Source organism: Microbacterium pullorum (assembly GCF_014836535.1).
Taxonomy (GTDB): Bacteria; Actinomycetota; Actinomycetes; order Actinomycetales; family Microbacteriaceae; genus Microbacterium; species Microbacterium pullorum.
The window spans coordinates 25,698-50,729 of record NZ_JACSQP010000009.1; the positions used below are offsets into that span (position 1 = coordinate 25,698).

The following is a 25,032-nucleotide window of genomic DNA, read 5'->3' on the forward strand; positions in this document are numbered from 1 at the left end:
CACTGGGTGTCAGCGGGTGTCGATGCGCTCGTGCATGTTGTCAGCACCGAACTGGAAGATGCCGATCGACGCCTCGGTCGGGTCACCGTTCTCATCGAACGTCACCGGGCCGGAGTAGCCGTCGTAGTCCGCGGTGCCCCCTTCGAGGATGATGTCCGCGCACTCGGCGAACGAGGTGCAGGTCGTGCCGTCGCCCGAACCACCCGAGACCTCCTGCAGCTTGCCGGAGATCGCGGCGGCGTCGGTGGCGTTGGCCGCCAGCGATGCCAGCGCGAGCAGGATGACCGCGTCGTAGGACTCGGCGGCGTAGGAGAAGTCCGCCAGATCGCTGTTGCCGTCTGCCGTCCAGGCGTCGTTCAGACGGGCCTGGAAGTCGTCCTCCAGCACCGGACCGGGCGTGGTGCCCTTGGCGCCCTCGAGCGGGACGGCCACATCGGTGCCCCACTGCTTGAGGTTGCCGTCGACCAGGTAGAAGTTCTCCGCCGACTGACCGGCGTTGACCAGCAGCGGCGCGATGGTCGCGAACTGGTCGAACGTGATCAGCACGACCGCGTCGGGGTTCTCCGCCGTGACGGTGGCCACCTGCGCGTCGAACGAGCTGTCGCCGTCGTTATACGAGGCCTCGGCGACGACGGTGCCGCCGGAGGCTTCGAAGACCTCCTTGACAACCCCGAACAGACCGGTGCCGTAGGCGTCGTTCTGGTAGATGATGGCGATGTTCTTGTGGCCGTCCTCGGCGATCAGGTTGCCGAGTACCTCGCCCTGCAGCAGGTCGCTGGGGGCGGTGCGCCAGTAGAGACCGTCGTCATCCCACGTCGTGAAGTCCGGCGAGGTGTTCGCCGGCGAGAAGGTGATGATGCCCTCGGAGACGTTGCTGTCGAGGAAGAGCTTGGTCACACCCGACGCCGCTGCGCCGATCATGGCCGAGACGCCTGCGCTCTGCAGCTTCGGAACAGTGGTCTCGAACGCCTTGTTGTCGGCGTCGCCGGAGTCACCGGGGGTCAGGTCGATCGTGAGGCCCTTCGCGGCATCGTTGACCTCGTTGACCGCGAGCAGCACGCCCGCCTCCTCGGGCGGGCCGAGGAATGCGAGGCTGCCGGACTGCGGCAGCACGGTTCCGATGCTGAGGGTGAGGTCCTCGCGGTCGTCGGCGGGCGCCGCCGACGTCTCTGCCGGCTCTGACGAGCCGGCGCAGCCTGCGAGGATGATCGCGCTGACCCCGGCCACGGCGACTGCGCCGAGGACCTTGGCGCTACGCGAACGTGTGAAGACGCTCATAGTGCTCCCTAATTGATTCGTCAGCGGCGCGGCTTGTCGGGCGCCGAGCCAGTGGGACAAACCTAAGCCCGGGTCCGCGTCGCCAGTGTTGCGATGTGTTAACGGTCTGAAACAGTCGCGTCTCGGATCGATAACGGCGTGGCGGATGCCGCGGCGCGCCCGTTCAGGTGATCGCGCCGAGGTCGCCGACGCCGCGGCTGCGGCGGGCGTGGCGCAGCGAATCCACCGTCAGCAGGATGAGCGCCACCCAGACCAGCGCGAAGCCTGCCCAGCGCTCGGGCGGCATGTCCTCGCCGAGCCAGACGCCGATGGCGAACTGCAGGATCGGCGCCACGAACTGCAGCAGCCCCATCACCGACAGCGAGGTCCGGCGGGCGCCCGAGGCGAACAGCAGCAACGGCACGGCCGTCACGACGCCCGCGAGCCCGAGCAGCACGGCGTGACCGGCACCGGCCGTGCCCATCGTGAGGCCCGTCGTCGCCCCCACGACCGCCAACTGCACTGCGGCGACCGGCAGCAGCCAGAAGGATTCGAGCGTCAGTCCGCTGACGGCGTCCACCGCGGGCCCCAGCTGCTTCTTCACGAGGCCGTAGAGTCCGAACGAGCCGGCGAGGGTGAGGGCGATCCAGGGGAACGCGCCGTAGCCGACCACGATGACCCCGACCGCAGCGGCGGCGATGCCCAGGGCCACCCATTGCGTCACGCGCAGGCGTTCGTGGAGCACCAGCACACCCAGCAGCACGGTGACGATCGGGTTGATGAAGTACCCCAGGCTCGACTCCAGCACGTGGCCGGTGAGGGTAGCGATGAGGAACACCTGCCAGTTGACGTAGATGAGGGCCCCGGCGACCGCCGTCCACAGCAGCAATCGCGGCCGGCGCACGATCGCGAGGATCTTCGGCCACGACCGGGTGACGCTCAGCAGCAGCAGACAGAAGACGAACGACAGCAGCACCCGCCACGACACGACCTCCCACGGGCCGGTGGGAGCGAGCACGAGGAAGTAGAGGGGCATGAAGCCCCAGAGGAAGTACGCCGTGAAGGCGTACGCGCCGCCGAGAAGTCGTTCGCGTGCCGGATCGGCGGCGGGGGCGGTCGTCACCGACTCAGCCTAGAGCCGCCGTGATGCAGAAGGACCCGGATGCGCAGGGCATCCGGGTCCTTCAGAAGTGCAGAGCAGTCCGGGTCAGCGGACGACGACCGCCAGCACGTCGCGGGCCGACAGCACCAGCAGCTCGTCGCCACCGAACTTGACCTCGGTCCCGCCGTACTTGCTGTAGATCACGCGGTCGCCGACGGCCACGTCGAGCGGGATGCGGTTGCCGTTGTCGTCGATGCGGCCGGGGCCCACGGCCACGACCTCGCCCTCCTGGGGCTTCTCCTTGGCGGTGTCAGGAATGACCAGCCCGCTGGCGGTGGTCTGCTCGGCCTCGACCTGCTTGATGACGATGCGGTCCTCGAGCGGCTTGATGGAAACCGACACGGTCTACCTCTTTCTTGGAACTGAAGACTCGTTAGCACCCACCCGTTGAGAGTGCTAACGCCAGTGTACGGGGACGCTGGCACTCACGCAACGCGAGTGCCAGCCCGTGACGCCGCGTGACGGATGCCCGGCTCGCCGCTGTGTGCCGTTGTCCGCCCGGCGGGCACGTGACCGACTCATCGCATCGGATCGGGTCTCGCGGTCGCGTGTCGCGGCCTCCCCCGCGACGTAGGCTGAGCGGATGGACCTGGCCGAACTCGGTGCCCTGCTCACCCCCGAAGGCCTGCGGCTGCTGGATGCCACCGACGGCATCCGCACGACCGCCGAGGCCGCCGCCGCGGTGTCGCGGCTGCGGGCCGCGGGACACTCCCCCGATCTCGTGTCGGCCGTCGTCGGCCAGGCGCGGCTGCGTGTGAAGGCGGAGGCGAAGTTCGGCCCGTTCGCCGAGCGCATGCTGTTCACCCGCGCGGGTCTCGAGCAGGCCACGCGGCTGTCGGTGGCCGCGCGCCACGCCGCCCGCTTCCGCGCGGCGGGGTCGGCCCGGGTGGCCGATCTCGGCTGCGGCATCGGCGGTGACGCCCTGGGATTGGCGGCCTTGGGGATCGAGGTCGACGCGGTCGACGCCGACGAGGTGACCGCCGCGATCGCCGCCTACAACCTCGCCCCGTTCGGATCGCAGGTGCGGGTGCACCACGGCACCGCCCAGGCGTTCGACACGGCGGCGGTCGACGCGGTGTGGCTCGACCCCGCCCGCCGCACCGCCGGCCATTCCGAGACCACTCGGGTGGGGGCCGCAGACTGGTCGCCGCCACTGGAGTGGGTGTTCGACCTGGCCGGGCGCCTGCCCGCGGGGATCAAGCTCGGCCCCGCGTTCGACCGCGACGCGCTGCCGGCCGATGCCGAGGCGCAGTGGATCAGCGTCGACGGCTCGACGATCGAACTGGTGGTGTGGACGGGCGCCCTCGCGCGCCCCGGCATCCACCGTGCGGCGCTCGTCGTGCGCGGCGACGCCACGCACGAGCTCACCGCGGCAGCGGATGCCGCAGACGAGCCGGTGCGCGACCTCGGCGCCTTCGTGCACGAACCCGACGGGGCGGTGATCCGCGCGCGGCTGATCGGCGAGGTGGCGCGTGAGCTGCATGCCGGCATGCTGGCGCCGGGCATGGCCTACCTCACCGGCGACGCCGCCGTGACGAGCCCATTCGTGTCGAGCTTCCGGGTGCGCGAACAGCTGCCGTCGGATGTGAAGGGGCTGGCCAAGGCGCTGCGCGAGCGCGGCATCGGCACCCTCGAGATCAAGAAACGCGGCGTCGACGTCGACCCCGCGGCGCTGCGCACGAAGCTGAAGCTCAAGGGCGCGGAGTCGGCCACGCTGCTGATCACCCGCATCGGCACCAGGCGTCTGACGCTGCTGGCCGACCGGGTCGGGTGAGCGCGGCGGCGCGCACCACGACGACGGCGCGTGCGTCGGGGCGTCAGGCGAAGATGTTGGCCGTCTGCGCGGCCCACACCAGCCAGCCCGCGCTGTAGAGGACCGAGACGATGCCGAGCACGAGCGCCCAGACGGCGACGGCGCGATTCTCGAGCGGCCGGCGCAGCGCCACGATCGCGGTGATGGCCGAGCCGATGCCGATCGGGAACCCCCAGCCGACGAAGCACGCGATGAGCAGGCCTGCGACCGAGAACCCCAGCGCCCAGCCGGCGAGACCCACCAGCGGCCGCTGCGGTTCGATCCACGTCGCCGTCGTCCCGGTCTCAGCGCGCGTGACCTCCACGGGTGCCGTGGGCAACCGGCTGAACCCGCCGCGGTGCTCCCCCGGGAGCCGCAGCGACTCGTCGGCGGGGACGACATCGGTCGACGGGGGTTCGATCAGCGGGGATGGTGCGGACGGCGGCGGCGGAGCGGGCTGGGCGGGCTCCCGGGTCAGCGGGGGTTCTGCGGGCTGCGCCGGCGCGGCATCCCCCGTTCGGGAATCCACGGCATCGCGGCGGGGATCGGTCATGCTCGCACCCCCTCGGCCACCTGGATCTCGGTGACCGGCAGCGTCGAGTCGGCGCCGAACTGCAGCGACGACGCGGGCCGCCCGGCGACGATCAGTTCGGCGGCCAGGCCCGCGATCATCGCGCCGTTGTCGGTGCACAGGTTCAGCGGCGGAATGCGCACCTCCACGCCGGCCTCGGTGGCGCGTGCGACCGTGACCTCCCGCAGCCGCCGGTTGGCGATGACGCCGCCGCCCAGCAGCAGCCGCGGCACGTCGTACCGGGCGCAGGCATCGAGCGCCTTCGTGACGAGCACGTCGACCACGGCTTCGCGGAACGACGCGGCGACGTCGGCGATGGGCACCGGCTCGCCCGCCGCCTCGCGCTGCTCGGTCCAGCGGGCGACAGCCGTCTTCAACCCCGAGAACGAGAAGTCGTAGCGGTGCTCGGCCATGTCCGACGCGCGCGACAGCCCGCGCGGAAAACGGATGGCGGTCGGGTCGCCGCCGACCGCCGCGCGGTCGATCTCGGGCCCGCCGGGGTAGGTCAGCCCCAAGATGCGGGCGACCTTGTCGAACGCCTCTCCCGCGGCATCGTCGACGGTCTCGCCCAGCATCTGGACGTCGCTCGTGAGGTCGCGCACGAGCAGCAGCGACGTGTGGCCGCCGCTGACCAGCAGGGCCACCGTCGGGTAGGCCACGGCGTCGCCGGTGAGCAGGTCGGCGGCGATGTGGCCGACGAGGTGGTTGACGGCATACAGCGGTCGATCCAGCCCCACCGCGAGCGCCTTGGCGGCGCCGATGCCGACCATGAGCGCGCCGGCGAGGCCGGGGCCGCTCGTGACGGCCACGGCGTCGAGGTCGGCGAGGGTGATCTGTCGCCCTTCGGTGGCCGAGGCGTCGGCCAGCGCCCGCGCGATCGCCGGCTGCAGCGCCTCGAGGTGGGCGCGGGCGGCGATCTCGGGCACGACCCCGCCGTAGCGGGCGTGCTCGTCCATGGAGCTGGCGATCGTGTTGCTCAGCAGGCGCCGGCCGCGCACGATGCCGATGCCGGTCTCGTCGCAGCTGGTCTCGATGCCCAGCACCAGCGGGTTGTCGCGGTTCATGTGCGCTCCCTCGGTGCGTCGGATTCGGTCGGCGCGGTCGCGGTGTCGGCGGTGGTCGTGACGCGGTCGGACCAGCCGCGCAGGTCGAGCCGCATCACGATGGCATCCACGCCGTCGGGCTGGTAGTACCTTGGCCGCCGACCGAGCTCGGTGAAGCCCTCCGAGAGGTACAGCGCCTGGGCTGCGGGGTTGTCGGCGCGCACCTCGAGGAACACCTCCGCCGCGCGGCGGGCGGCGGCTTCGGCCAGCAGCGCCCGAAGCAGCGTGCGGCCATGACCGCGACCGCGGGCCTCGGCGGCCACGGCGATGGTCTGCACATCGGCATCCTTCGACCCGGCGGGCGCCCGCAGTCCCGCATATCCCACCAGCCGGCCCTCCTCCTCGAGGACGAAGTACCGCCCGTGCGGCGAGGCGAGCTCGCCGCGCATGAGCGTCTCGCTCCACGCGTCGGTCGGGAACGACGCCCGCTCGAGCGCCATGATCGCGTCGAGGTCGGCGACGGTCGCCGCACGCACGCTCACGTGCCGACCTTCTTGCGCGGGGCCGGCACCGAGACGTCGGGCGAGCGCAGGTAGAGGGGTTCGGATGCCGCGACCCGGCGGCCGGCGGCGATCGCCCTGGCCGCGACGAGGGCGAGCAGCTGCGCCGGAACCGCCGCGGCGTCGTGGCGGCGGGCGCCGAGATCGGCCAGGCGCGCGTCGAGGTCGTCGCGCGGAACGAGGGCGGGCTCGGTGACGCGCACCGGCAGACCGTCATCGTCCAGGCCGTCGTAGACGGTGTAGGCGAACTCGCGACGGCGGGCGTCGGTGACGACGGCGAAGCGGGGGGTCTCCTCCCCGCTCATCGCGTCGGCCAGCAGCACCTCGAGCGCGACCGCGTCGTGGCTGGCGACCGGAACGAGCGGGATGCCACGGGCGAGCGCGAACGCGGTCGCGGCGGCGATGCCCACCCGCAAGCCGGTGAAGGGCCCCGGCCCCATGCCGGCGGCGACGTGGGTCACGACGACCGGTTCGGGGGCGCCGGTCGCGCCGATCGGGCCGAAGGCGGCGTCGGCGAGGGCGCGCTGCAGCAGGTCGCCGATGACCTCGGCGTGTCCGAGCGGATTGGGGCTCGTGGCGGCGGAGCGCACCACCCCGTCGTCCTCGACGACGGCGACCGCCGTGCCGAGGGAGGTGTCGATGCCGAGGATCACCCGTCCAGGCTACCTGCGCCACCGGGCGGCATCCGCGTGACCGTCACGGCCGGCGGGAGATCACGACGCGGCGCGGGGTGTCGGCGTCGAGGTCGTCGGTCGCCCGGGAGTACAGCCCGCAGGCGGTGTCGAGGCCCCGGCCGTGCCACTCGCGATCGAGCTCCACCTCCCACCAGTTCTCGCGCAGACCCGCGACCATGTCGCGGCCCCACTCGACGACGACGACCGAGCCGTCGAGGTCGATGTCGAGGTCGTCGAGTTCTGCCGCCGAGCCGAGCCGGTAGGCGTCGACGTGCACGAGCGGCGGCCCGCCGACGAGCGACGGGTGCGTGCGGGCGATGACGAAGGTGGGGCTCTGCACCGGGCCGCGCACGCCCAGGCCGGCGCCGATCCCCCGCGTGAGGGTGGTCTTGCCCGCCCCGAGGGCTCCCGTCAGCACGAGCAGGTCACCGGCGCGCAGGCTCTCGCCGATCGTGCGGCCGAGCGCCTCCATCTCGGCCGGCGACGAGATCTCCCGCTCGCCGACGAGCTCATCCAGTCCGGTCATCGCGCCCTCCTCGTGCACAACGTCGCCGATCGGCCGGCGGAGCGGCCGTGAGACCGGTTCCGCGCGCGGTGCCGGCCCGGAATGGCGACGTTGTGTGCCGGTGCACCGGGCTCGGCCGGCGCGCCGGCACCGCGCTCACGGCGCCACCTCGCGCCGCGGCACGCGCGCGCCGATGCGGGTGACCACCTCGTAGTTGATGGAGTCCGACGCGGCGCCCCACTCGTCGGCGGCCGGCTCGCCGCGGGCGGGATCGCCGAAGAGCACGACCTCGTCGCCGACCGACACCGCGGCGTCACCGACGTCGACGACGAACTGGTCCATCGCGATGCGCCCGGCCACGGTGAACCGGCGGCCGCCGATGACGACCGGCCCGCGTCCCGATGCCGCCCGCGGCACGCCGTCGGCGTACCCGAGCGGAACCAGCGCCAGCGTCGTGTCCGCCGCGGTGCGGTGGGTGTACCCGTACGAGACGCCCTGCCCCGCGGGCACGCGCCGCACTGCCGCGACCGGCGCGCGCAGGGTCATGGCGGGGCGCAGGCCCAGGTCGGCGGAGGTGCGATCGTCGAACGGCGACAGCCCGTACATGCCGATGCCGATGCGCACGGCATCCAGTCGGGCCTCGGGCAGATCGATCGCGGCGTGCGTCGCGGCGATGTGGCGCAGCCGCAGGTCGAGACCCGCCGCACGCGCCAGTGTGGCCGCGCCCGTGAAACGCGTGAGGGCCCGGCGGTCGTCGGCATCGGAGGTGTTGGAGAGGTGACTGAAGATCCCCACCACCCGCACCCGGCCGAGCCCTTCGAGCCGCGCAGCCTCGGAGAACACCGCCGACCAGTCGGCCGAGGCGATGCCGTTGCGCGCGAGCCCGGTCTCGACCTTCAGGTGCACGCCCACCGGGCGCTCGGCGGATGCCGCCGCGGCGGCAGCCTGCAGCTGATCCATGCTCGACACACCCAGTTCGACCCCCGCCGCAGCCGGCGCCGAGAAGGAGGCGCCGGGGGCGTGCAGCCAGGCGAGCACCGGCGCGTCGATGCCGGCCTCGCGCAGCGCGAGTGCCTCGGACACGTCGGCGACGGCCAGCCGTGCGGCACCGGCGGCCAGCGCGGCGCGGGCGGCGCGCTGCGCCCCGTGTCCGTAGCCGTCGGCCTTCACCACGGCGATGACCTCGACCCCGGTGAGGGCTCGCAGGTGGCGCACGTTCGCCTCGATCGCTGCGGTGTCGATCGTCGCTTCGCGGAGCACGCCCGCCGGCATCCCGGTCATGCGGGTGCCTCCGCCGGGGCCTCGGCGACGACATACGCCGTCGCGAGCCCGGCGTCGTGCGACATCGACAGGTGCAGGGTGGTGATGCCCCGGTCGGCGACGACGGCGGCGGTCGATCCGGTGAGGGTGAACCACGGGCGGCCGGAGGGTTCAGGGGTGATCTCGATTTCGGTCCAGTGCACCCCGTCGGAGCCGCCGAGAGCCTTGATGAGCGCCTCCTTGGCGGCGTAGCGAGCCGCGAGCGACCGCGTCGGCAGCCCGCGCTCGGCGGGCGAGAACAGCCGCTCGCTCAGTCGCGGCGTGCGCTCGAGCGACCGCTCGAACCGAGGGATGTCGACCAGGTCGACGCCGATTCCGACGATCACGCGCGCCTTCCTGACGCCGCCGATCGGACGAGGTGGCGCCTCCGCCAGCCTACTCCGCGGGGTCGCGCGGGTGCCCGCCGCGCGGGGCGGGTGACGCGGGTGCGGACGCAGGCGGGTCAGAGGGCGGCGAACCGCGCCTCGTAGCCGGGCGACAGCGCGCGATAGCGCTGGTGCCAGGCATCCTCGTCGCGTGTGGCGTGCGGGCGGGCCAGGTGCGTCTCGAGCGCCTCGAGGTAGGTGTGCCAACCCGCACCGTAGAAGATAGGGCGGATGCCGGTGTGCTCGAGCGTCAGCCGGGTGCCGCCGGCCACCGCGGCGAGCCGCACCACCAGTTCGGTCGGTTCCTCGTCGTCGGCGTGCCAGACGGTGGTGAACCCCCGCGGCGCATCGCACGAGGTGACCGTGCCGCGGCACCACACCCCTTTCCCGTCGGCATCGGCCACTTCCCACCGGCCGCCGAGGCGCAGGTCGCCGCTGTAGTCCGCCATCCACCGCGCCAGCCGGTCGGGCTCGGTGACCGCGGCCCAGAGATCATCGATGTCCGTGGCGTACACCGCCTCGTACACCAGTCGATAGCCGTCGCCGTGCGAGTGGATCAGCGGGGGCGCGATGGTCATGAGACGTCCTTCCGTCGGAGAGTGGGAGACGGTGCCGCGGCGGCATCCGTCGGTCGGGTCGTCGCTGCGCGTACGCGTTTGCCGCGGGCGACCTCGGTGTGGAGGGCGTCGAGCCGCTGCGCCCAGGGAGCGCGCAGCCGCGCCAGCGCCGCGTCGACTGCCGCGAGCCCCGCGGGGTCAAGCGCGTAGATGCGGCGGTTGCCGTCGGGATGTGTCGTCGCGAAGCCGTTCTCCCGCAGCACCCGCAGGTGCTGCGAGACCGCCGGCTGCGAGATGCCGTATTCGCTGCGGATGAGGTCCACGAGGGCACCGGCGGGCTGCTCCCCGTCGGCGAGCACCTCCAGGATCCGTCGCCGCGTGGCATCCGCCAGCACCTCGAACACGTTCACGCCGCCACTATATAAGTGGCGGCTTATATTGTCGACAGTCGCGTGCTGGACGGAATTCCTGCCCCGCGCGCACCCGCGTCGCGAGTCGGTCGCTTTCGCCGCGCAGAGCAGGAATGCCGACACCCCGGGCGGCCGCCGCGAAGCGGGCGAAGCCCGCGCCGAGTGCCGTCGGAATTCCGGCGTTTCGTGCTTTGGCGGCCCGATCGTACGGCGCGCGACACCGTGTGCCTGAATTCCGACACTCCGGCCGCCTCACCGACCGCCGTCGGCGATCGTGGGCGCTCTCCCGGCTCCGCGCACGCGCACGGCGCTCACTCGGGAGCGCGAGCGCCGATACTCACCCGACGACGCGAATACTCACTCGACGGTGACGGACTTCGCGAGGTTGCGCGGCTGGTCGACGTCGAGGCCCTTGGCGTTCGCGAGGCCCATCGCGAAGATGTGCAGCGGCACGACCGCCAGCAGCGGCTCGAACAGGGGCGCGGCCAGCGGGATGCGCAGCACCTCGTCGGCGTACGGCAGCACCGCGGCATCCCCCGCCTCGGCCACCGCGATGATGCGGGCGCCGCGCGCGCGGATCTCCTGGATGTTGGAGACGACCTTCTTCTGCAGCTCGGCGGACTCGCGCGGCGACGGCACGATGACGAACACCGGCTGCCCCGGCTCGATCAGGGCGATCGGTCCGTGCTTGAGCTCGCCGGCGGCGAAGCCCTCGGCGTGGATGTAGGTGATCTCCTTGAGCTTGAGCGCACCCTCGAGGGCGATGGGGTAACCCACGTGGCGTCCCAGGAACAGCACCGAGCGGGTGTCGGCCATCCAGTGCGCGAACTGCTCGATGTGCGTCTGCTCGGTGGCGAGGATCTCCGAGATCTTCGCGGGGATGGCTTCGAGCTCGTGTGCGTTGACGGCGATCTCGGCAGCGGTCAGCGAGCCGCGCAGGCGCGCGACGTGCAGGGCCAGCAGGTACAGCGCGGTGATCTGCGCGACGAAGGCCTTGGTGGATGCCACGGCGACCTCGGGGCCGGCGTGGGTGTAGACGATGGCGTCGGATTCGCGCGGGATGGTCGCGCCCTGCGTGTTGCAGATCGACAGCGTCTTCGCACCGCGGGATGCGGCGTACTTCACCGCCATCAGCGTGTCCATGGTCTCGCCCGACTGGCTGATCGACACGATGAGCGTATCGGGGCCGATCACCGGGTCGCGGTAGCGGAACTCGTGGGCGAGCTCGACGTCCACCGGAATGCGCGTCCACTGCTCGAGGGCGTACTTGCCGACCATGGCCGCATACGCGGCGGTGCCGCACGCGACGACGACGATGCGGTTGATGCCGAGGAACATCTCGTCGAGCCCGTCGAGCTCGGGGATCTGCACCACGCCGTCGTGGATGCGCCCGCGCACCGTGTTGGCGACGGCCTCGGGCTCTTCGGAGACCTCCTTGGCCATGAACGACGACCAGCCACCCTTCTCGGCTGCCGAGGCGTCCCAGACCACCTCGAACGGCTCCACCTCGACGTCGTTGCCGTCGAAGTCGGTGACGGCGACGGCGTCAGGAGTGATCGTGACGATCTGGTCCTGGCCGATGGCGAGGGCGTTGCGGGTGTGTTCGACGAACGCGGCGACGTCGGAGCCGAGGAAGTTCTCCCCCTCACCGAGACCGATCACGAGCGGGGAGTTGCGACGGGCGCCGACGACGACGCCGGGACTGTCCTGGTGCATCGCGAGGAGGGTGAACGCGCCCTCCAGCTGCGACACGACGGCCCGGAACGCGGCGACCAGGTCGCCGTCGTGCTCGCGATACGCGCGACCGAGCAGCGCCGCGGCCACTTCGGTGTCGGTCTCGCTGCGGAACGGGTACCCGTCGGCGACGACGCCGGCTTTGAGCTCGGCGAAGTTCTCGATGATGCCGTTGTGGATGACGGCGAGCTTGCCGTCGTCGGCGAGGTGCGGGTGGGCGTTGGAGTCGGTGGGACCGCCGTGGGTGGCCCAGCGGGTGTGGCCGATGCCGGTCGTGCCGTCGGGCATCGGATCTGCCGCGAGGTCGTCGCGCAGCACGCTGAGCTTGCCGGCGCGCTTGCGCATGTCGAGGTTGCCGTCACCGTCGATCACCGCGATGCCGGCCGAGTCATAGCCCCGGTACTCCAGTCGCGCCAGTCCCGAGAGGAGGATGTCCTGGCTCGGCCGCGGGCCGACGTATCCGATGATTCCGCACATGCCGCCATCCTAGATCGCGGCGGCTGAACGCTTGCGCCGCGGGCGCAGGTCAGGGAACGCGCGGGTTGTGCCGGGTGGGGAGCTCCCCCGCGAGCACCGCGACGATGTTCGCCACCACATCGGGGTTGCCGAAGAGGTCGTCATGGGCGCAGTCACCCCCGCCGATGGGCACCGACACCTCGCCGCGGAGCACCTGACCGAGACCGGCGAGGTCAGCCGTGATGCGCGTCTCGCAGCGCACGACGAACACCGAGTCCGCCTGCGCGGTCGCGGACTCGCGTGAGACCAGTCCGTCACCGAACGACACCATCTGGTCGCCGACGACGAGCCGCGCCTCTCCCGCAATGGCGTGCACCTGCAGCGCATCGGGCCAAGCGGGCAGGTTCGTCAGCTCCTCCGACCCGACGTGCAGCGCACGTCCGGCTTCACCGGTGTTCGCGATCGAGGTGCGCAACCACGTCGGCAACCCGCAGCCCGACTTCGCATCGGTCGCGAGGTCGCGGTTGCACAGGTCCACCAGCGCCGGCACGATCAGCGCCCGCGCCGCCGAGCCGGCACCGACCACCGTGCCGGTGACGAGCGACAGGGCGTCGAGCAGTTCTGCGGCATCCGATCCCAGGGAGGGCGTGCCGACCGTCACCACCTGGCCGATCAGTGCCTCGAGGTCGGGGTGAGCCGCCACCGCATAGCGCAGGGCGAGTCCACCCATCGAGTGCCCGATGACGTCGACGGGCGCGTTCGTCTCGGTGGCGAGCCGGCGGATCGCCCGCGCGAGGCCTTCGACCACGGCGGCTCCCCCCACCCAGGCGGCGGCGGTCTGGGAGTAGTCGAAGGCGTACAGCGTGGTGCCGGGCAGCGCCTCGATCCGGTCCTGCAGCGAGCGGGTCGCCTCCATCGTCTGGGCGAGCGTGGCGCCGGCAGCCGAAACCGGTCGCCGGGCGAAGGGCGATTGTGCGACACCGGGCTCGGCGTCGCCGACGGCGGGCAGTGAGGTGCTCAGCCAGCCGTGGACGAACAGCACCGCATGCTCGGCGGATGCCGCGCGTTCGGGCGCCGACAGGCTGACGAGCGACCCGCCCACCGCACCGGAATATCCCTGCGTCACCGAGAGGTCGACGGGGTTGTCGGTGGGGGTCGCGGCGTGGGAGGGCAGCGGCACACCCGAGCTGGAGAACACGAGCACCACGACCACGGCCAGTGCCACGCGCGCCGAACGCGACAGCCCTCCGCGACGCAGCCACCGCCATGGCCTCGGACCGGTGGGTCTCGACAGCGCTGCACGGCTCGCCGACGAGTGCGGCGAGGTGAGGACACCCCGTGGCGAGGCGGCGCGACGGTCGCCGCAGCGATGCACCATCAGCCGGTTCTCGAACGCGCGATGTTAACCCCCATATCAGTAGATTATGGCGGTAATCGCGGCGTGTCCGAAATGCGGGATCCGAGGGGGAAGCGGGACCCTCTCGAGTCAGCCATTTGGGGACTGATTTACTCGAGAGGGTCCCTCACCCGCGCACTCTCGAGCGATCCGTTGGGGACGGAGCATGCCCGAACGCCGCTTGGGGGGCAGCTGAGATTTACGCGCAGGCGCGCCCATGCTAGCCGATGCGCCCACGAGACCACGATGCGAACCGGCCCGACCCGAGGACGGGCCGCACGCCCCGATCCCCGCCGATGGCGATCTCAGCAGGGGGGCGTCCCCCTATTGGTGGACAACGGGCATCTGTGTAATATTGCCGCCGACAGGCAAGGCCTGAGGCATTTGGGGAGTCCCAGGCCACTGAATTGTCTGTCGATCCAGGGGGCATTTGGGGACACTGTGCACCGTGGGGGGCGTTGTGCCGTCCGCTGTTGCAGCGCACGGCACAACGTGTTTGCGGCCCGGTGTCGCCGACGCGGATTGCCGCTTCCGCTCGCCGGAACCGTGTGCCATACTCAACCCACGCCGGCCGCCGAGAGGGGGCCGCGGAGTACCGAGGGGTCGGTATTCCGCTTCGGACCGATGTGGGAATCGGGCCGCGACAGACACGGCGCCTATTTGGGGGAGTGCGGATTTCGGTCCGTGCTTGGGGAACGCGGGTCTCGACCCGCCTTTGGGGACACTGGGGAACGTTCATGGGGAAACGGTTCTGCACGAGCGCGCACCGTCGTGCGCTCTGCGCTTCATTCATCGCATCAACCGGCGTCGGAACACCGCAATGATCGCCGCGGCGCTGCCTCTGGAATTCGAGGCGAGTGTCCGCGCACCCCGCGTCCTGCCGCTCTTGGAGCAGCGGCTGGCGTGGCTGCGCAGACGGCGCGCGTGGACGGGGACGATCGACGTCGCGGTGATCGTGGCGGCATCAGCCGCGACCACCGCGGTGGCGGGGGCGGCGGCGTCGGGGGAGGTCGCAGCCCTCCGCCCGCAACTGCTGATCGGCTCGGCGGCGCTGGTCGCCGTGTGGATCGGTGCGCTGTTCGCACTGCGCCGCGCGGCGTACCGCCACGGCGCGGGCCGGCGCATGGAGCTCCTCCCGGTGCTCCACTCCGCCGTCCTCGCCCTCGCGGCGCTCGCGCTGACCGCCGGCCTCACCGACTGGTCGGTCGTGCAGCCGCACGTCGTGGTGACGCTGCCGGTCGCGGTCACCGCGCTGGTCAGCGCCCGCCTGCTGCGCCAGGTGTGGCGATCCCACGGGCACAACGCCGTGGCATTCGCCCCGCGCACCCTCATCGTGGGCGATCGGGTGGGCATCGAGCACACGATCCGCTCGCTGCGACTCGACGGTCGGCTCGGTCACAACGTCGTGGGGACGGCGTTGGGGGACGATGGTGTCACCGAGCTGGCCGTCGATCATCTGACCTACCCGGTGCTCGGATCTCCGGGGCAGGCGGCACGGATCGCACGCGAACTCTGCGTGGACACCGTGATCATTGCGGCCGGGACGGACGATCCCGACTTCGTGCGCAGGCTCAGCTGGAGCCTGGAGGGTGCCGCGACCGATCTTGTGCTCGCGACACGACTGACGGACGTCTCCCGTTCGCGCATCGCGTTCGAGCGCACGAACGGTCTCGCACTCACGCACGTGAGTCTGCCCCGGTTCGACCGCTCGAGCATGCGCAGCAAGCGCGCGCTCGACGTGGTCGTCGCGCTCGTCGCGCTCGTTCCGATCGCGATGATCACACCGATCATCGCCCTGCTCATCCGGATGGACACACCGGGGGGCGCGTTCTTCCGGCAGCAGCGGATCGGGCGCGACGGGCGTGAATTCGGCATCCTCAAGTTCCGCACCATGGTCACCACCGCCGAAGCGGACCGCTCCGCACTGGAGGCCCTGAACGAGGGCGCCGGCCCACTGTTCAAGATGAAGGCAGACCCGCGCGTGACGCGTGTGGGCGCGGTGCTGCGCCGTTTCTCGCTCGATGAGCTGCCGCAGTTCTGGAACGTGCTGAAGGGGGACATGAGCGTCGTCGGGCCGCGCCCGCCGCTGCCGACCGAGGTGAGCGACTACGACGGCACGGTGTTCCGGCGCCTCTACGTGCAACCTGGCATCACCGGCCTCTGGCAGGTGAGCGGTCGCAGCGACCTCACCTGGGAGCAGAGCGTGCGGCTGGACCTGCACTACGTCGAGAACTGGTCGCTCTCCACGGATCTCGGCATCATCGCCCGCACCGCCGGCGCGATGGTGCGCCCGAAGGGGGCGTACTGATGTCTCGTCCGACGCTGGCCCTGCGCCCGCAGACCCACGTTCGCCAGGTGCGGGTCGCCGCGCCACTGCCTGCTGCGGCGTCACGGCCGCTCAGCACCGAATTCACCGATGTGCCCGCACTCCTCATCGGCGGCGGCCCGGTGCACCTGACGGATGAGCTGCAGTCGCGGCGCCTCATCATGGCCGCCACCCACGAACCATCGTTGCCGCCGCTGGCGGTCTGCTCGATCAACCTCGATCACGTCCACCACTTCGCGCGAGCCGGCGACGACTTCGGCGAGGGCGCGCCCGTGCGATGGCTGAACCTGATCGACGGCGCCCCGATCGCGCGGCAGGCCCATCGGATGACCGGGGTGTCGTATCCGCGGCTCGCGGGGAGCGACGTGATCCCCGGCATCCTCAACGACGTCGCCACCGCAGGTCTCGCCGTCGGAGTGCTCGGCGGATCGGCGGAGGTCTCGCGGGCGCTGCGCGACCGCCTCGCGACGGGTTGGCCGGGCCTGCGTTTCGCGGGGCACTGGACTCCCCCGCGCGAAGATCTGGCGGACCGGGAGCGATGTGACGCGATGGCGGCGGAGATGAAGGCCGGTGGAGTCGATGTGCTGCTGGTCTGCCTCGGCAAACCACGGCAGGAGCGGTGGATCGCCAGCTACGGCCCCCAGACCGGCGCCTCGGTGCTGCTCGCCTTCGGGGCTGTGGTCGATTTCCTCGCAGGCAGAGTTTCCCGTGCCCCGCGGTGGGTTTCCCGCGCGGGCGTGGAATGGATGTGGCGGCTCATGCTCGAGCCAAGACGGCTGGCGCACCGATACCTCGTAGAGGGACCACCGGCCTATATGGCCGTGCGCCGGTCGCACTCCTCCCCCAGAGGGCATGAGCCGACCACTCGATGAGTGCCCGCCCGGCTACCCAGAGGCCGGGCGGGTACTCGGCCGGGCAAGGGGACCAACACATCTGGGACGGGGAAGGCGACAGCGCTGCAGGTCCGCGAGTCGACAAGGGGAGATCGACGGGGGCACTGCGGCACCGGCGTGAAATGGATGCCGGCGATACGGCATCCCTGAATCTGGGGATACACGAATGGGGAATCGATCACACGCGCACGAGCGCGCCGAAGAAGGCAGGCCACGCGCCGCCGGTATGCGCTGGACGCTCGCGGGCGTCGCGCTGGTTGTGATGATCGGCGTCGGCACCTTCGCGTGGCTGGGGATGACGGCGCCCGGGGAGCGACAGGAGGCCGCCCGTCCCACGGAGGGTTCCTCCCCCGTATCAGCCACCCCCGGCCCGACGATCGGCGCGGCTCCCGCCGCCGGCAGCGAGGTACCGCCGCTGACGACGTCGGACACCCCCGCGAACCGACTGCCTGCCCTGCCCGCGCCGCGTGCACTCGTGTCGACACCCTTGCCGGCGGACGGATTCGCCAGTGGCACGCTCGTCGCCGGCTTCCCCGTCGAGGTGGCCGGCCCCGTCCCCGGCGACGACGTGATCGACACATCGATCGCCGTCGACGACACGACAGCGCAGGTCACGCTCACAGCGCGCACCGATGCCACGGCAGAAAGCGTCCGCACCCACTATCAGCAGGCGTGGGCAGCGCTGAGCCTCACCCCAGGGGTGACGTCCGGGGCTGAGTTGACCTACTCCGACTCGTTCTCATCGGTCTCGCTCGCCTTCGGGCAGAACTCCGGCACCGGGACCGTCTACACCGTCTACGCCGTGCTGCGGGCGGAGTGAGGCGTGTACATCTCATTCCGCAACTCGCCCGTCGAAGAATCACGTCCGTCCGCGCGCAGGCGCGGCGTGCGCACGGTGTCGTCCACGGTCGTCACCCTCGGGGTCGTGTCCCTGCTCACCGACATCTCGTCGGAGTCGGTCGCGGCAGTCCTGCCGCTGTATGTGACGGGCTATCTCGGACTCTCGATGATCGCGTTCGGAGTGCTCGACGGCCTCTACCAAGGCGTGAGTGCGTTCGTGCGCATCGCCGGCGGCCATCTCTCCGACCGCGTCGATCAGCCCAAGTGGGTCGCGTTCGGCGGGTATGCGCTGGCCGCTGTCGCCCGGGTCGGACTGCTCGTCGCAAGCGGTTTCGCCGCGATCTCCGCGGTCGTCACGCTGGATCGCATCGGCAAGGGGATCCGCACCGCCCCCCGGGACGCCCTCATCACGGCCGCCTCGGATCCGCGACGCCTCGCCGCCTCTTTCGGCGTCCACCGCATGCTCGACAACGTGGGCGCGGCGCTCGGGCCGCTCATCGCGTTCGTGATCCTGCTGGTGATCCCCGACGGCTTCCACACCGTCTTCGTGGCGTCGCTCGCGTTCGCCGTGATCGGGGTCGTCCTGCTCGGCCTCGTGGTCCCGAACCTGCGCACCCGAGCGCACACAGCGCGCCGCGTGGCCGTCGGCGACCCGGCGCCGCAGCGCACGCCGTTCGACTGGGCGGTGGTGTGGCGCAGACCGATGCGCCGGCTCCTCGCGGCCGCCGGGATCCTCGGCCTCGTGACGATCGGTGACGGATTCGTGTACCTCGTGCTGCAGGCGCGCGGTGACTTCGCCGCACAATGGTTCCCCCTTCTTTATGTCGGCACCAATCTCGCCTTCCTCGCGTTCGCGATCCCGTTGGGTCGCCTGGCCGACCGCGTCGGCCGGGCCCGCGTCTTCGTCTTCGGGCACCTCGGGCTGCTGGCGCCTTACGTCGTCGCGACGCTCGCGATCGACGACATCGCCGCGACGCTGCTGTGCCTGGTGTTCCTCGGCGCGTTCTATGCCGCGACCGACGGCGTCCTGGCAGCTCTCGCGGCGCAGTTGACGACTCCGCAGACGCGCGGCACCGGCATCGCGGCGGCGCAGACCGTGGTCGCCGTGTCCAGATTCGGCGCCGCGGCCGCGTTCGGCGTCCTCTGGTACGCCGTCGGCCGGGAGCTGTCGTTGATGGTCGTCGCCGTGCTGCTGGTCGTCGCGATCCCGGTGGCGGCCCTGCTGCTGCGCCCACTGATGGTTCCGTCCGCCGTGGAGTCCGTATGAACGCTCGAATCAAATGGGCGGTCATCGCGGCAACCTCCGTCGTCGCACTGGGCGCCGCGACCGTTTTCGGCGCCGTCGCATGGGCGGGCCACGACTCGCGGCTGCAGGCGCCGAGCACGGCCGAGACCAGCACTCGGAACTGGGCGGACGGCGACCGGATCGTCTTCCGCAACACCGCTGACGGCCAGGGCTACGGACACGTCGCCAGTGTGCCGCTGACAGATCCCGCGGGTGCACGGGCGATCACAGACACCGTGTGCGATCGCCTCGATGCGACCGACGACACGATGTCGTGCCTGCGCTCCGTGCGCGGCATCATCCCCTCCTACACCGGCGCTCTCTACACCGACGAAGGCACAGTGACACAGCAGTGGCCGCTCTCCGGCATCCCGAGCCGAACGCGCTTGTCCGCAGACGGCTCTCTCGTCGCGTCGACGTCGTTCGTCACGGGTCACTCCTACGCGACCGTCGGGTTTTCGACCGAAACGATCATCCGCACCGCGCAGGGTGAGAGCCTGGGCAGCCTCGAGGAGTGGTCGCTGCTCATCGACGGCGTGCCGGCGGCGCCCCTGGACCGCAACTACTGGGGCGTGACCTTCGTCGATGACACCTCTTTCTATGCCACCGTCGGTCTGACGACGAGCGGCACGACGTATCTGGTCCGCGGGGACATCCCCGCGCGCACGCTCACGACACTCGCCGAGACGGTGGAATGTCCCTCGGTGTCCCCGGACGCGACCCGGGTCGCTTTCAAACGGGTGACCGCAGGCGCAGGTCCGACGGCGCATTGGACACCTGCCGTCTACGATCTCGCCACCGGACGCGTCACGACGCTGCCCGAGCCGCGCAGCATCGACGACCAGATCGAGTGGCTCGACGACGGGACGCTGCTCTACGGGATGCCACGGGAAGGCGCGCCGGGCGCGACCGATGTCTGGTCGCTGGCCTCAGACGGCTCGCGTGAGCCGGAACTGCTCATCGAGAACGCGTGGTCCCCGTCGGTGGTGAGGGAGAAGTGATGCGCTCGCGTCGCAACACCCACAGCCAGGCCACGGCAGCCCCGATCGCCGCCCCCAGCGCGTTGGCGAGGATGTCCCGCGGGCTGGCGGCACGCGAGGGCAGGAAGAGCTGCGCGAACTCTGCCGCGACCGACAACGCGAGGGCTGTGGCAGCGCCCCACCACGGCCGGCGGAACAACAGAGTGAGCAGAAAGCCCAAGGGTGCGAACAGGACGACGTTGGCGGAGAACTCGATCCAGCCGTATCCGAACCAGGTCGCCCCCGTCCCCTCCCGGATCAGATCGCCGATCGCCTCGACGATCCCGCCGTACGAGACGGGTGCGAGCAGGATCACGACGGCCCCCAGCAGGTACGCGCCCAGACCGACCAGCACCCACCGGCGACCACGAACGCGCTGCCCCATGGAGCCACCCTGGCACACGCCCGCCGCATCACCCCAGAACCGACCGCAGGAGACGAGCCGATGACTGCCGCAGAACGCACAGGGAGCTTCGCGACCGACACCGATGATGCTGAGATCGCGGTGCTCATCGTCACCTACAACAGCGCCGCGGAGATCGGTGGCCTCTTGCAGTCGCTGCGAGCCGAGGCCGCCGACACCCGCATGCGCGTCATCGTCGCCGACAACGACTCGGCGGACGCCACCCTGTCGGTGCTGGCGCGACATGACGATGTCGCGGTGGTGCACACCGGTGGGAACCTCGGCTACTCGGGCGGCATCAACGTCGCCGCCGCCCGTGCGGGCGCCCTCGAGCACTTGCTGATCCTCAACCCCGACCTGCGCGTGCGCCGCGGCGCGGTTCGCGCGATGCTGGCCGCGCTGCGGGACCGCCCGCACGCCGGCATCGTCGCGCCGCGCATCGTGGGCGACGATGGCCGGACCGCCGCGTCGTTGTTCAACGAGCCGCGGGTGCTGCGGTCGTTGGGGGACGCCCTGCTCGGCCCGATCTGGACCACGAGGCCACCGCTGCTCACCGAGTGGATACGCGGCGAGAGCGCGTACACTCACCGCCGCAGCGTCGATTGGGCAAGCGGTGCCGCGCTCTTGGTCTCGGCGGAAGCCGCCCGTGCGGTCGGTGAATGGGACGAGCGGTTCTTCCTCTACTCCGAAGAGACCGACTACTGCAGGCGAACCCGGGAGGCCGGCTACACCGTCGTGTTCGAACCGGATGCGGTCGTCGAGCACAGTCAGGGGAAGTCGGGGACATCGGCGGCCCTCGATGCGCTGCTCAACGTCAATCGCGTGCGATACATGCGCAAGCACGCGCCGCAGCGCGCCGAGGCATTCCGCCGCGTGGCCGTCGTGGGGGCGGGACTGCGGGCGAGGAAGTCCGCGGCGCACCGATTCGTGTTCCGCACCATTCGCGATGAACGCAGCTGGCGCCAACTGCCCCGCGGCAGTTGGCGAGGGGTGGCCGGTTCGGTTGCCGCCTCGGTGATCGTTCCGGCGCACGATGAGTCCGCTGTCATCGAGCGCACCCTGCGCGAGCTCGCCGAACCTGCCTCAGCCGGATCGCTCGATGTCCACGTCGTCTGCAATGCCTGCAGCGATGACACCGCGCTCAGAGCCGGTGCCGTGCCCGGCGTGCGAGTGACTTCTCTCGACATCGCCTCGAAGACCGCTGCGGTCAACGAGGGAACCAGGGCCGCGGCGACAGCGCCGTACATCGTGCTCGATGCGGACATCCACCTGCCGTCCACGGCGATCCCCACTCTGCTGCGTGCGCTCAGCCGACCCGGAGTGCAGGCCGGCAGACCGCCCTTCGAGTACGACACGCTCGACTCGGCGCCGCTCGTGCGCGCCTACTACCGGGCACGCTCACGAATCCCCGCCATGTCGGCCGCGCTGTGGGGCGGCGGCGTCTACGCCCTGGGGTCGACCGGAATCGAACGCGTGGGTGTCCTGCCGGCGTTGACCGCCGACGACTTCTACGTCGACAGCCTGTTCGCCGCGCGCGAGAAGGCGATTCCGCTGAGCGCGCCGGCGCGGGTGCGCATGCCGACTACGACGAAGGCGCTGCTGTCCGTGCTCACGCGCAATCGCCGCGGGGTGTCCGCACTCGGGCACGACGCGGGGCGTCGGACGCTGCGAGACGTGCTGAGCACGGTGCGAGGGCCCGGCAGCATGGCGGACGCGGCCGCCTTCATCGCGCTGACCGCGATCGCTCGCCTGCGCGCGAGGCGATCGGCGGGCAGTGACATGTGGGAACGGGACGACTCGAGCCGCGAGCGCGATGGCGTCGCGATGTTCACCCTCCCCGACAGGTGCGGTTCGGCACGGAATGAGAAGTGTCTCACCGGCCCCGGGGCATGGTGAACCCGGCGTTACGCTTCTTGAGTTCGCGTGACTCGGCGTGAACAGCCCCGCGGTGGGAGTCGCTCCAATGAAGCTGACATCGGCGTTGCGCCGCACACGCGTGCCCCTGCGGCGCCGCGCTCTCTTACTGATGTGCATTGCGGCGGCGGCGATCGTGCTCCTTTTGGGCGTCGTGACGTCCCGGGCGGCGGGCGACGCCGACGCGACCCAGACGCAGCCCGTCGAGGTATCGGTCTTCGGCGCGTCCGCCCCGCCCGCGGCGGAGACCGCGGAGACCGCGGAGACCGCCACACGCTCCGCCTTCGCCGACACCGCGCGCCCCGCCGTCCCCGTCGACCCCGATACGCGCGCGGTCGAACTGGGCATGCGGTTCTCCCCGACGACCGCAGGGACGGTCACCGGTATCCGCTTCTACAAGACGGCGGCCAACGTGGGCCAGCATGTGGGTTCGCTCTGGAACGAGAACGGCGAACTCCTCGCGAGGGTCACTTTCGCCCCCGCCACTGTCGAGGGGTGGCAGTCGGCGTCGCTGAGCAGCCCCGTCGCGCTCACGGCAGACCGGGAGTACGTCGTGTCGTACACCGCCGAGTCAGGAGCGTATTCGGTGGAGGAGGACTACTTCGTCCGCTCCCGGACGGTCGACGGCCTGCGCCTGCCGCGTGCCGCCGGTGTGTACTCCTATGAGGCGGGCTTCCCCACCGCCTCCCACCGATACTCGAACTACTTCGTCGACGTCGTCTTCGCCCCGGCCGCGGATCCCGGCGACGGTCAGCCGACCCCCGCTCCGACGCCGACCGCGTCGGTGCCCCCGGCGAGCGCCTCCGTGCTGGACGAGACGCCGTCGCCGGGCGCAGAAGACATCGATGCCGCCTCCGTCGAACTCGGCATGAGGTTCTCACCGAAGGTGGACGGGGCGATCACCGCAATCCGCTTCTTCAAAACCCCCGGCAACTCCGGCTTGCACCGAGGAACCCTCTGGGATGCCGATGGCAGAGCGCTCGCGCGCGTGACGTTCCCCGAGACGTCGACGCAAGGCTGGCAGCTCGCGCGGCTCGACTCACCCGTGGCGGTCACCGCCGGCGACGAATATGTCGTGTCCTACCTCGCGCCGCGCGGACGATATGTGTCCGAGGAACGCTTCTTCGACCGCGGGATCGACGGACTCTACTTGTCGGTGCCGGCCACGGCGGGCGTCTACGCCTACGGCTCGGGCGGATTCCCCACCGACGACTACGAGAACTCGAACTACTACGTCGACGTCGTCTTCACCCCGGAGCCCACGACGACGCCCCCACCGACCAGTACGCCGACGCCGGTACCGACGCCATCGCCCTCTCCCGTCCCGACCACCCCCGCCCCGTCACCCACACCGACCCCCACTGCCAGTCCCACACCGTCGCCCGAGCCGCACGGCTCTGTGCTGGACCTGCCGCAGGAGGCCTGGTGGGGTGGGCCCGCGTACTACAGTCGATTCCCCCGGGCGAACGCCGCGGGCTGGGATGAGCCCACGTTCTTCCCCATCGCGGTCTTCTTCGGAAAGCCGGCCCATGCAGCTTCGCTCGCTGCCATCGGCGTGAACACGTTCATGGGCGCCGAACACGACGGCTCACCGGTCTCCGTCGTGACGAGGACGGGGATCTCGCTGATCGCGCAGGACGAGTGGACCTCGCAGGAGGTCGGGTCCGACACACGCGTGGTCGGCTGGCACGTGTCGGACGAGTGCGACATGGGTCTCGGCGGCTGCGACAGCCCGCAGGGCGAGCAGGGCAGCCTCGCGATCCAACGTGGCTACGTCGACGCACTGCGAGGCAAGGCCGACGGTCGGTTCCTGCAGGCGAACTTCGGCAACGGCGTGCTGGGAACGTATTGGTCGCCGACCACGATGGACGACCACGTCGCCCTCATGGACGTGACGAGCGTCGACAAGTACGCCTATACGAGCCCTCATGTGCAGGATCTGCTCCGCGGCGCGCCCAGCTGGCCGAGCGAGGTGGACCCGGCGTCGGCTGTGGCGTACGGATGGCAGCAGGACCGCATGGAGACGTTCATGTCTCCCGTCGCCGCCACACCGAACTGGGCGTTCGTGGAAACCGCGCGGCCCTACCTCATCGAAGAGGGAGCGAGCACCATCGCCGTCCCGCAGATCGAGGGCGCCGTGTGGAACTCGATCATCAACGGCGCAGCGGGAATCGCATACTTCCAGCACAACAATGACTCCGCCTGCGGCAATTACTCACTCATCGACTGCTCGGCATCGTTGCGCGACGGCGTGGGGCGTATCAACGCGGAAGTCGCCGCACTCGCGCCCGTCATCAATTCCCCGAGCTATTCGTGGACGTTCGGAGATCACCTCGACACGGCACTCAAAGCCCACGACGGGTACGCGTACATCTTCGCCATGACCGACGGCGGCACCGGTACACGCAACTTCACTCTGCCCCCGGGCGTCGCCGGAGACATCGAGGTGGTCGGGGAGGACCGGGAGATCCCGGTGGTCGACGGCCGCTTCAGCGACGACTTCGAAGCTGAGTACTCGCACCGGGCCTACCGCATCGACCTCGAATAGCC

23 protein-coding genes are annotated in these 25,032 nt (G+C 70.9%); 8 read left to right on the forward strand and 15 right to left on the reverse strand.

Going from position 1 to position 25,032, the window contains the following annotated elements:
* Positions 1–9: 9 nt before the first annotated feature.
* From H9651_RS12815 to groES, 3 genes are all read right to left on the reverse strand, one after another.
* Complete coding sequence (locus H9651_RS12815; RefSeq protein WP_191719720.1) at positions 10–1,278, reverse strand: ABC transporter substrate-binding protein; 1,269 nt, start codon at positions 1,276–1,278, stop codon at positions 10–12.
* A 163-nt stretch (positions 1,279–1,441) separates the two neighbouring features.
* Complete coding sequence (gene rarD / locus H9651_RS12820) at positions 1,442–2,380, reverse strand: EamA family transporter RarD (RefSeq protein WP_318244871.1); 939 nt, start codon at positions 2,378–2,380, stop codon at positions 1,442–1,444.
* An 84-nt stretch (positions 2,381–2,464) separates the two neighbouring features.
* On the reverse strand, positions 2,465–2,761 hold the full coding sequence (gene groES, locus H9651_RS12825; RefSeq protein WP_191719721.1) for a co-chaperone GroES: 297 nt from the start codon (positions 2,759–2,761) through the stop codon (positions 2,465–2,467).
* 241 nt (positions 2,762–3,002) lie between these two features.
* On the opposite strand from groES, the gene H9651_RS12830 reads away from it, so the two are divergent.
* Positions 3,003–4,193: a class I SAM-dependent methyltransferase gene (locus H9651_RS12830; protein WP_191719722.1), complete on the forward strand. Its 1,191-nt coding sequence runs from the start codon at positions 3,003–3,005 to the stop codon at positions 4,191–4,193.
* Between the two features lie 43 nt (positions 4,194–4,236).
* Here the strand turns inward: H9651_RS12830 and H9651_RS12835 are convergent, their stop codons facing one another.
* The 11 genes from H9651_RS12835 to H9651_RS12885 form a co-directional block, all read right to left on the reverse strand.
* Positions 4,237–4,764: a hypothetical protein gene (locus H9651_RS12835; protein WP_225216755.1), complete on the reverse strand. Its 528-nt coding sequence runs from the start codon at positions 4,762–4,764 to the stop codon at positions 4,237–4,239.
* Positions 4,761–5,846, reverse strand: coding sequence for a tRNA (adenosine(37)-N6)-threonylcarbamoyltransferase complex transferase subunit TsaD (tsaD, locus tag H9651_RS12840; RefSeq protein WP_191719723.1), 1,086 nt, complete (start codon positions 5,844–5,846; stop codon positions 4,761–4,763). Before tsaD ends, H9651_RS12835 begins: the two co-directional genes overlap by 4 nt.
* Positions 5,843–6,367, reverse strand: coding sequence for a ribosomal protein S18-alanine N-acetyltransferase (gene rimI, locus H9651_RS12845; protein WP_191719724.1), 525 nt, complete (start codon positions 6,365–6,367; stop codon positions 5,843–5,845). The genes tsaD and rimI overlap by 4 nt, the downstream gene beginning before the upstream one ends.
* Entirely contained in the window at positions 6,364–7,038 is a 675-nt protein-coding gene (tsaB, locus tag H9651_RS12850; RefSeq protein ID WP_191719725.1) for a tRNA (adenosine(37)-N6)-threonylcarbamoyltransferase complex dimerization subunit type 1 TsaB, read from the reverse strand. The genes rimI and tsaB overlap by 4 nt, the downstream gene beginning before the upstream one ends.
* 43 nt (positions 7,039–7,081) lie before the next feature.
* Positions 7,082–7,585, reverse strand: a complete 504-nt coding sequence (gene tsaE / locus H9651_RS12855) for a tRNA (adenosine(37)-N6)-threonylcarbamoyltransferase complex ATPase subunit type 1 TsaE (protein ID WP_191719726.1) — start codon at positions 7,583–7,585, stop codon at positions 7,082–7,084.
* 135 nt (positions 7,586–7,720) lie between these two features.
* On the reverse strand, positions 7,721–8,845 hold the full coding sequence (gene alr, locus H9651_RS12860) for an alanine racemase (RefSeq protein ID WP_191719727.1): 1,125 nt from the start codon (positions 8,843–8,845) through the stop codon (positions 7,721–7,723).
* A complete protein-coding gene (locus H9651_RS12865) occupies positions 8,842–9,210 on the reverse strand; it encodes a holo-ACP synthase (RefSeq protein ID WP_191719728.1) in 369 nt (122 codons plus the stop codon). The genes alr and H9651_RS12865 overlap by 4 nt, the downstream gene beginning before the upstream one ends.
* Before the next feature lie 116 nt (positions 9,211–9,326).
* The gene (locus tag H9651_RS12870; RefSeq protein ID WP_191719729.1) at positions 9,327–9,827 is read right to left on the reverse strand and encodes an SRPBCC family protein; all 501 of its coding nucleotides are present in this window, start codon (positions 9,825–9,827) and stop codon (positions 9,327–9,329) included.
* Positions 9,824–10,216, reverse strand: a complete 393-nt coding sequence (locus H9651_RS12875) for an ArsR/SmtB family transcription factor (protein WP_191719730.1) — start codon at positions 10,214–10,216, stop codon at positions 9,824–9,826. The genes H9651_RS12870 and H9651_RS12875 overlap by 4 nt, the downstream gene beginning before the upstream one ends.
* 357 nt (positions 10,217–10,573) lie before the next feature.
* Entirely contained in the window at positions 10,574–12,427 is a 1,854-nt protein-coding gene (gene glmS, locus H9651_RS12880; RefSeq protein ID WP_191719731.1) for a glutamine--fructose-6-phosphate transaminase (isomerizing), read from the reverse strand.
* A 49-nt stretch (positions 12,428–12,476) separates the two neighbouring features.
* Complete coding sequence (locus H9651_RS12885) at positions 12,477–13,631, reverse strand: esterase/lipase family protein (RefSeq protein WP_191719732.1); 1,155 nt, start codon at positions 13,629–13,631, stop codon at positions 12,477–12,479.
* Positions 13,632–14,622: 991 nt separating this feature from the next.
* Here H9651_RS12885 and H9651_RS12890 point away from each other — a divergent pair.
* The 5 genes from H9651_RS12890 (at position 14,623) to H9651_RS12910 (ending at position 20,147) form a co-directional block, all read left to right on the forward strand.
* Complete coding sequence (locus H9651_RS12890; protein ID WP_191719733.1) at positions 14,623–16,110, forward strand: sugar transferase; 1,488 nt, start codon at positions 14,623–14,625, stop codon at positions 16,108–16,110.
* Entirely contained in the window at positions 16,110–17,000 is an 891-nt protein-coding gene (locus H9651_RS12895) for a WecB/TagA/CpsF family glycosyltransferase (RefSeq protein ID WP_191719734.1), read from the forward strand. Before H9651_RS12890 ends, H9651_RS12895 begins: the two co-directional genes overlap by 1 nt.
* A gap of 187 nt (positions 17,001–17,187) precedes the next feature.
* The gene (locus H9651_RS12900) at positions 17,188–17,841 is read left to right on the forward strand and encodes a hypothetical protein (protein WP_191719735.1); all 654 of its coding nucleotides are present in this window, start codon (positions 17,188–17,190) and stop codon (positions 17,839–17,841) included.
* 66 nt (positions 17,842–17,907) lie between these two features.
* Positions 17,908–19,128, forward strand: coding sequence for an MFS transporter (locus tag H9651_RS12905; protein ID WP_318244872.1), 1,221 nt, complete (start codon positions 17,908–17,910; stop codon positions 19,126–19,128).
* Positions 19,125–20,147 (forward strand): hypothetical protein, encoded by a 1,023-nt coding sequence (locus H9651_RS12910; protein WP_191719737.1) that lies wholly within the window; start codon positions 19,125–19,127, stop codon positions 20,145–20,147. Before H9651_RS12905 ends, H9651_RS12910 begins: the two co-directional genes overlap by 4 nt.
* On the opposite strand, the gene H9651_RS12915 is transcribed toward H9651_RS12910, so the two are convergent.
* Entirely contained in the window at positions 20,104–20,550 is a 447-nt protein-coding gene (locus H9651_RS12915; protein ID WP_191719738.1) for a VanZ family protein, read from the reverse strand. The genes H9651_RS12910 and H9651_RS12915 overlap by 44 nt on opposite strands.
* Before the next feature lie 60 nt (positions 20,551–20,610).
* On the opposite strand from H9651_RS12915, the gene H9651_RS12920 reads away from it, so the two are divergent.
* Both H9651_RS12920 and H9651_RS12925 read left to right on the forward strand, forming a co-directional pair.
* Complete coding sequence (locus H9651_RS12920; RefSeq protein ID WP_191719739.1) at positions 20,611–22,464, forward strand: glycosyltransferase family 2 protein; 1,854 nt, start codon at positions 20,611–20,613, stop codon at positions 22,462–22,464.
* Between the two features lie 154 nt (positions 22,465–22,618).
* On the forward strand, positions 22,619–25,030 hold the full coding sequence (locus H9651_RS12925; RefSeq protein ID WP_191719740.1) for a DUF4082 domain-containing protein: 2,412 nt from the start codon (positions 22,619–22,621) through the stop codon (positions 25,028–25,030).
* The last annotated feature ends 2 nt before the right edge of the window (positions 25,031–25,032 follow it).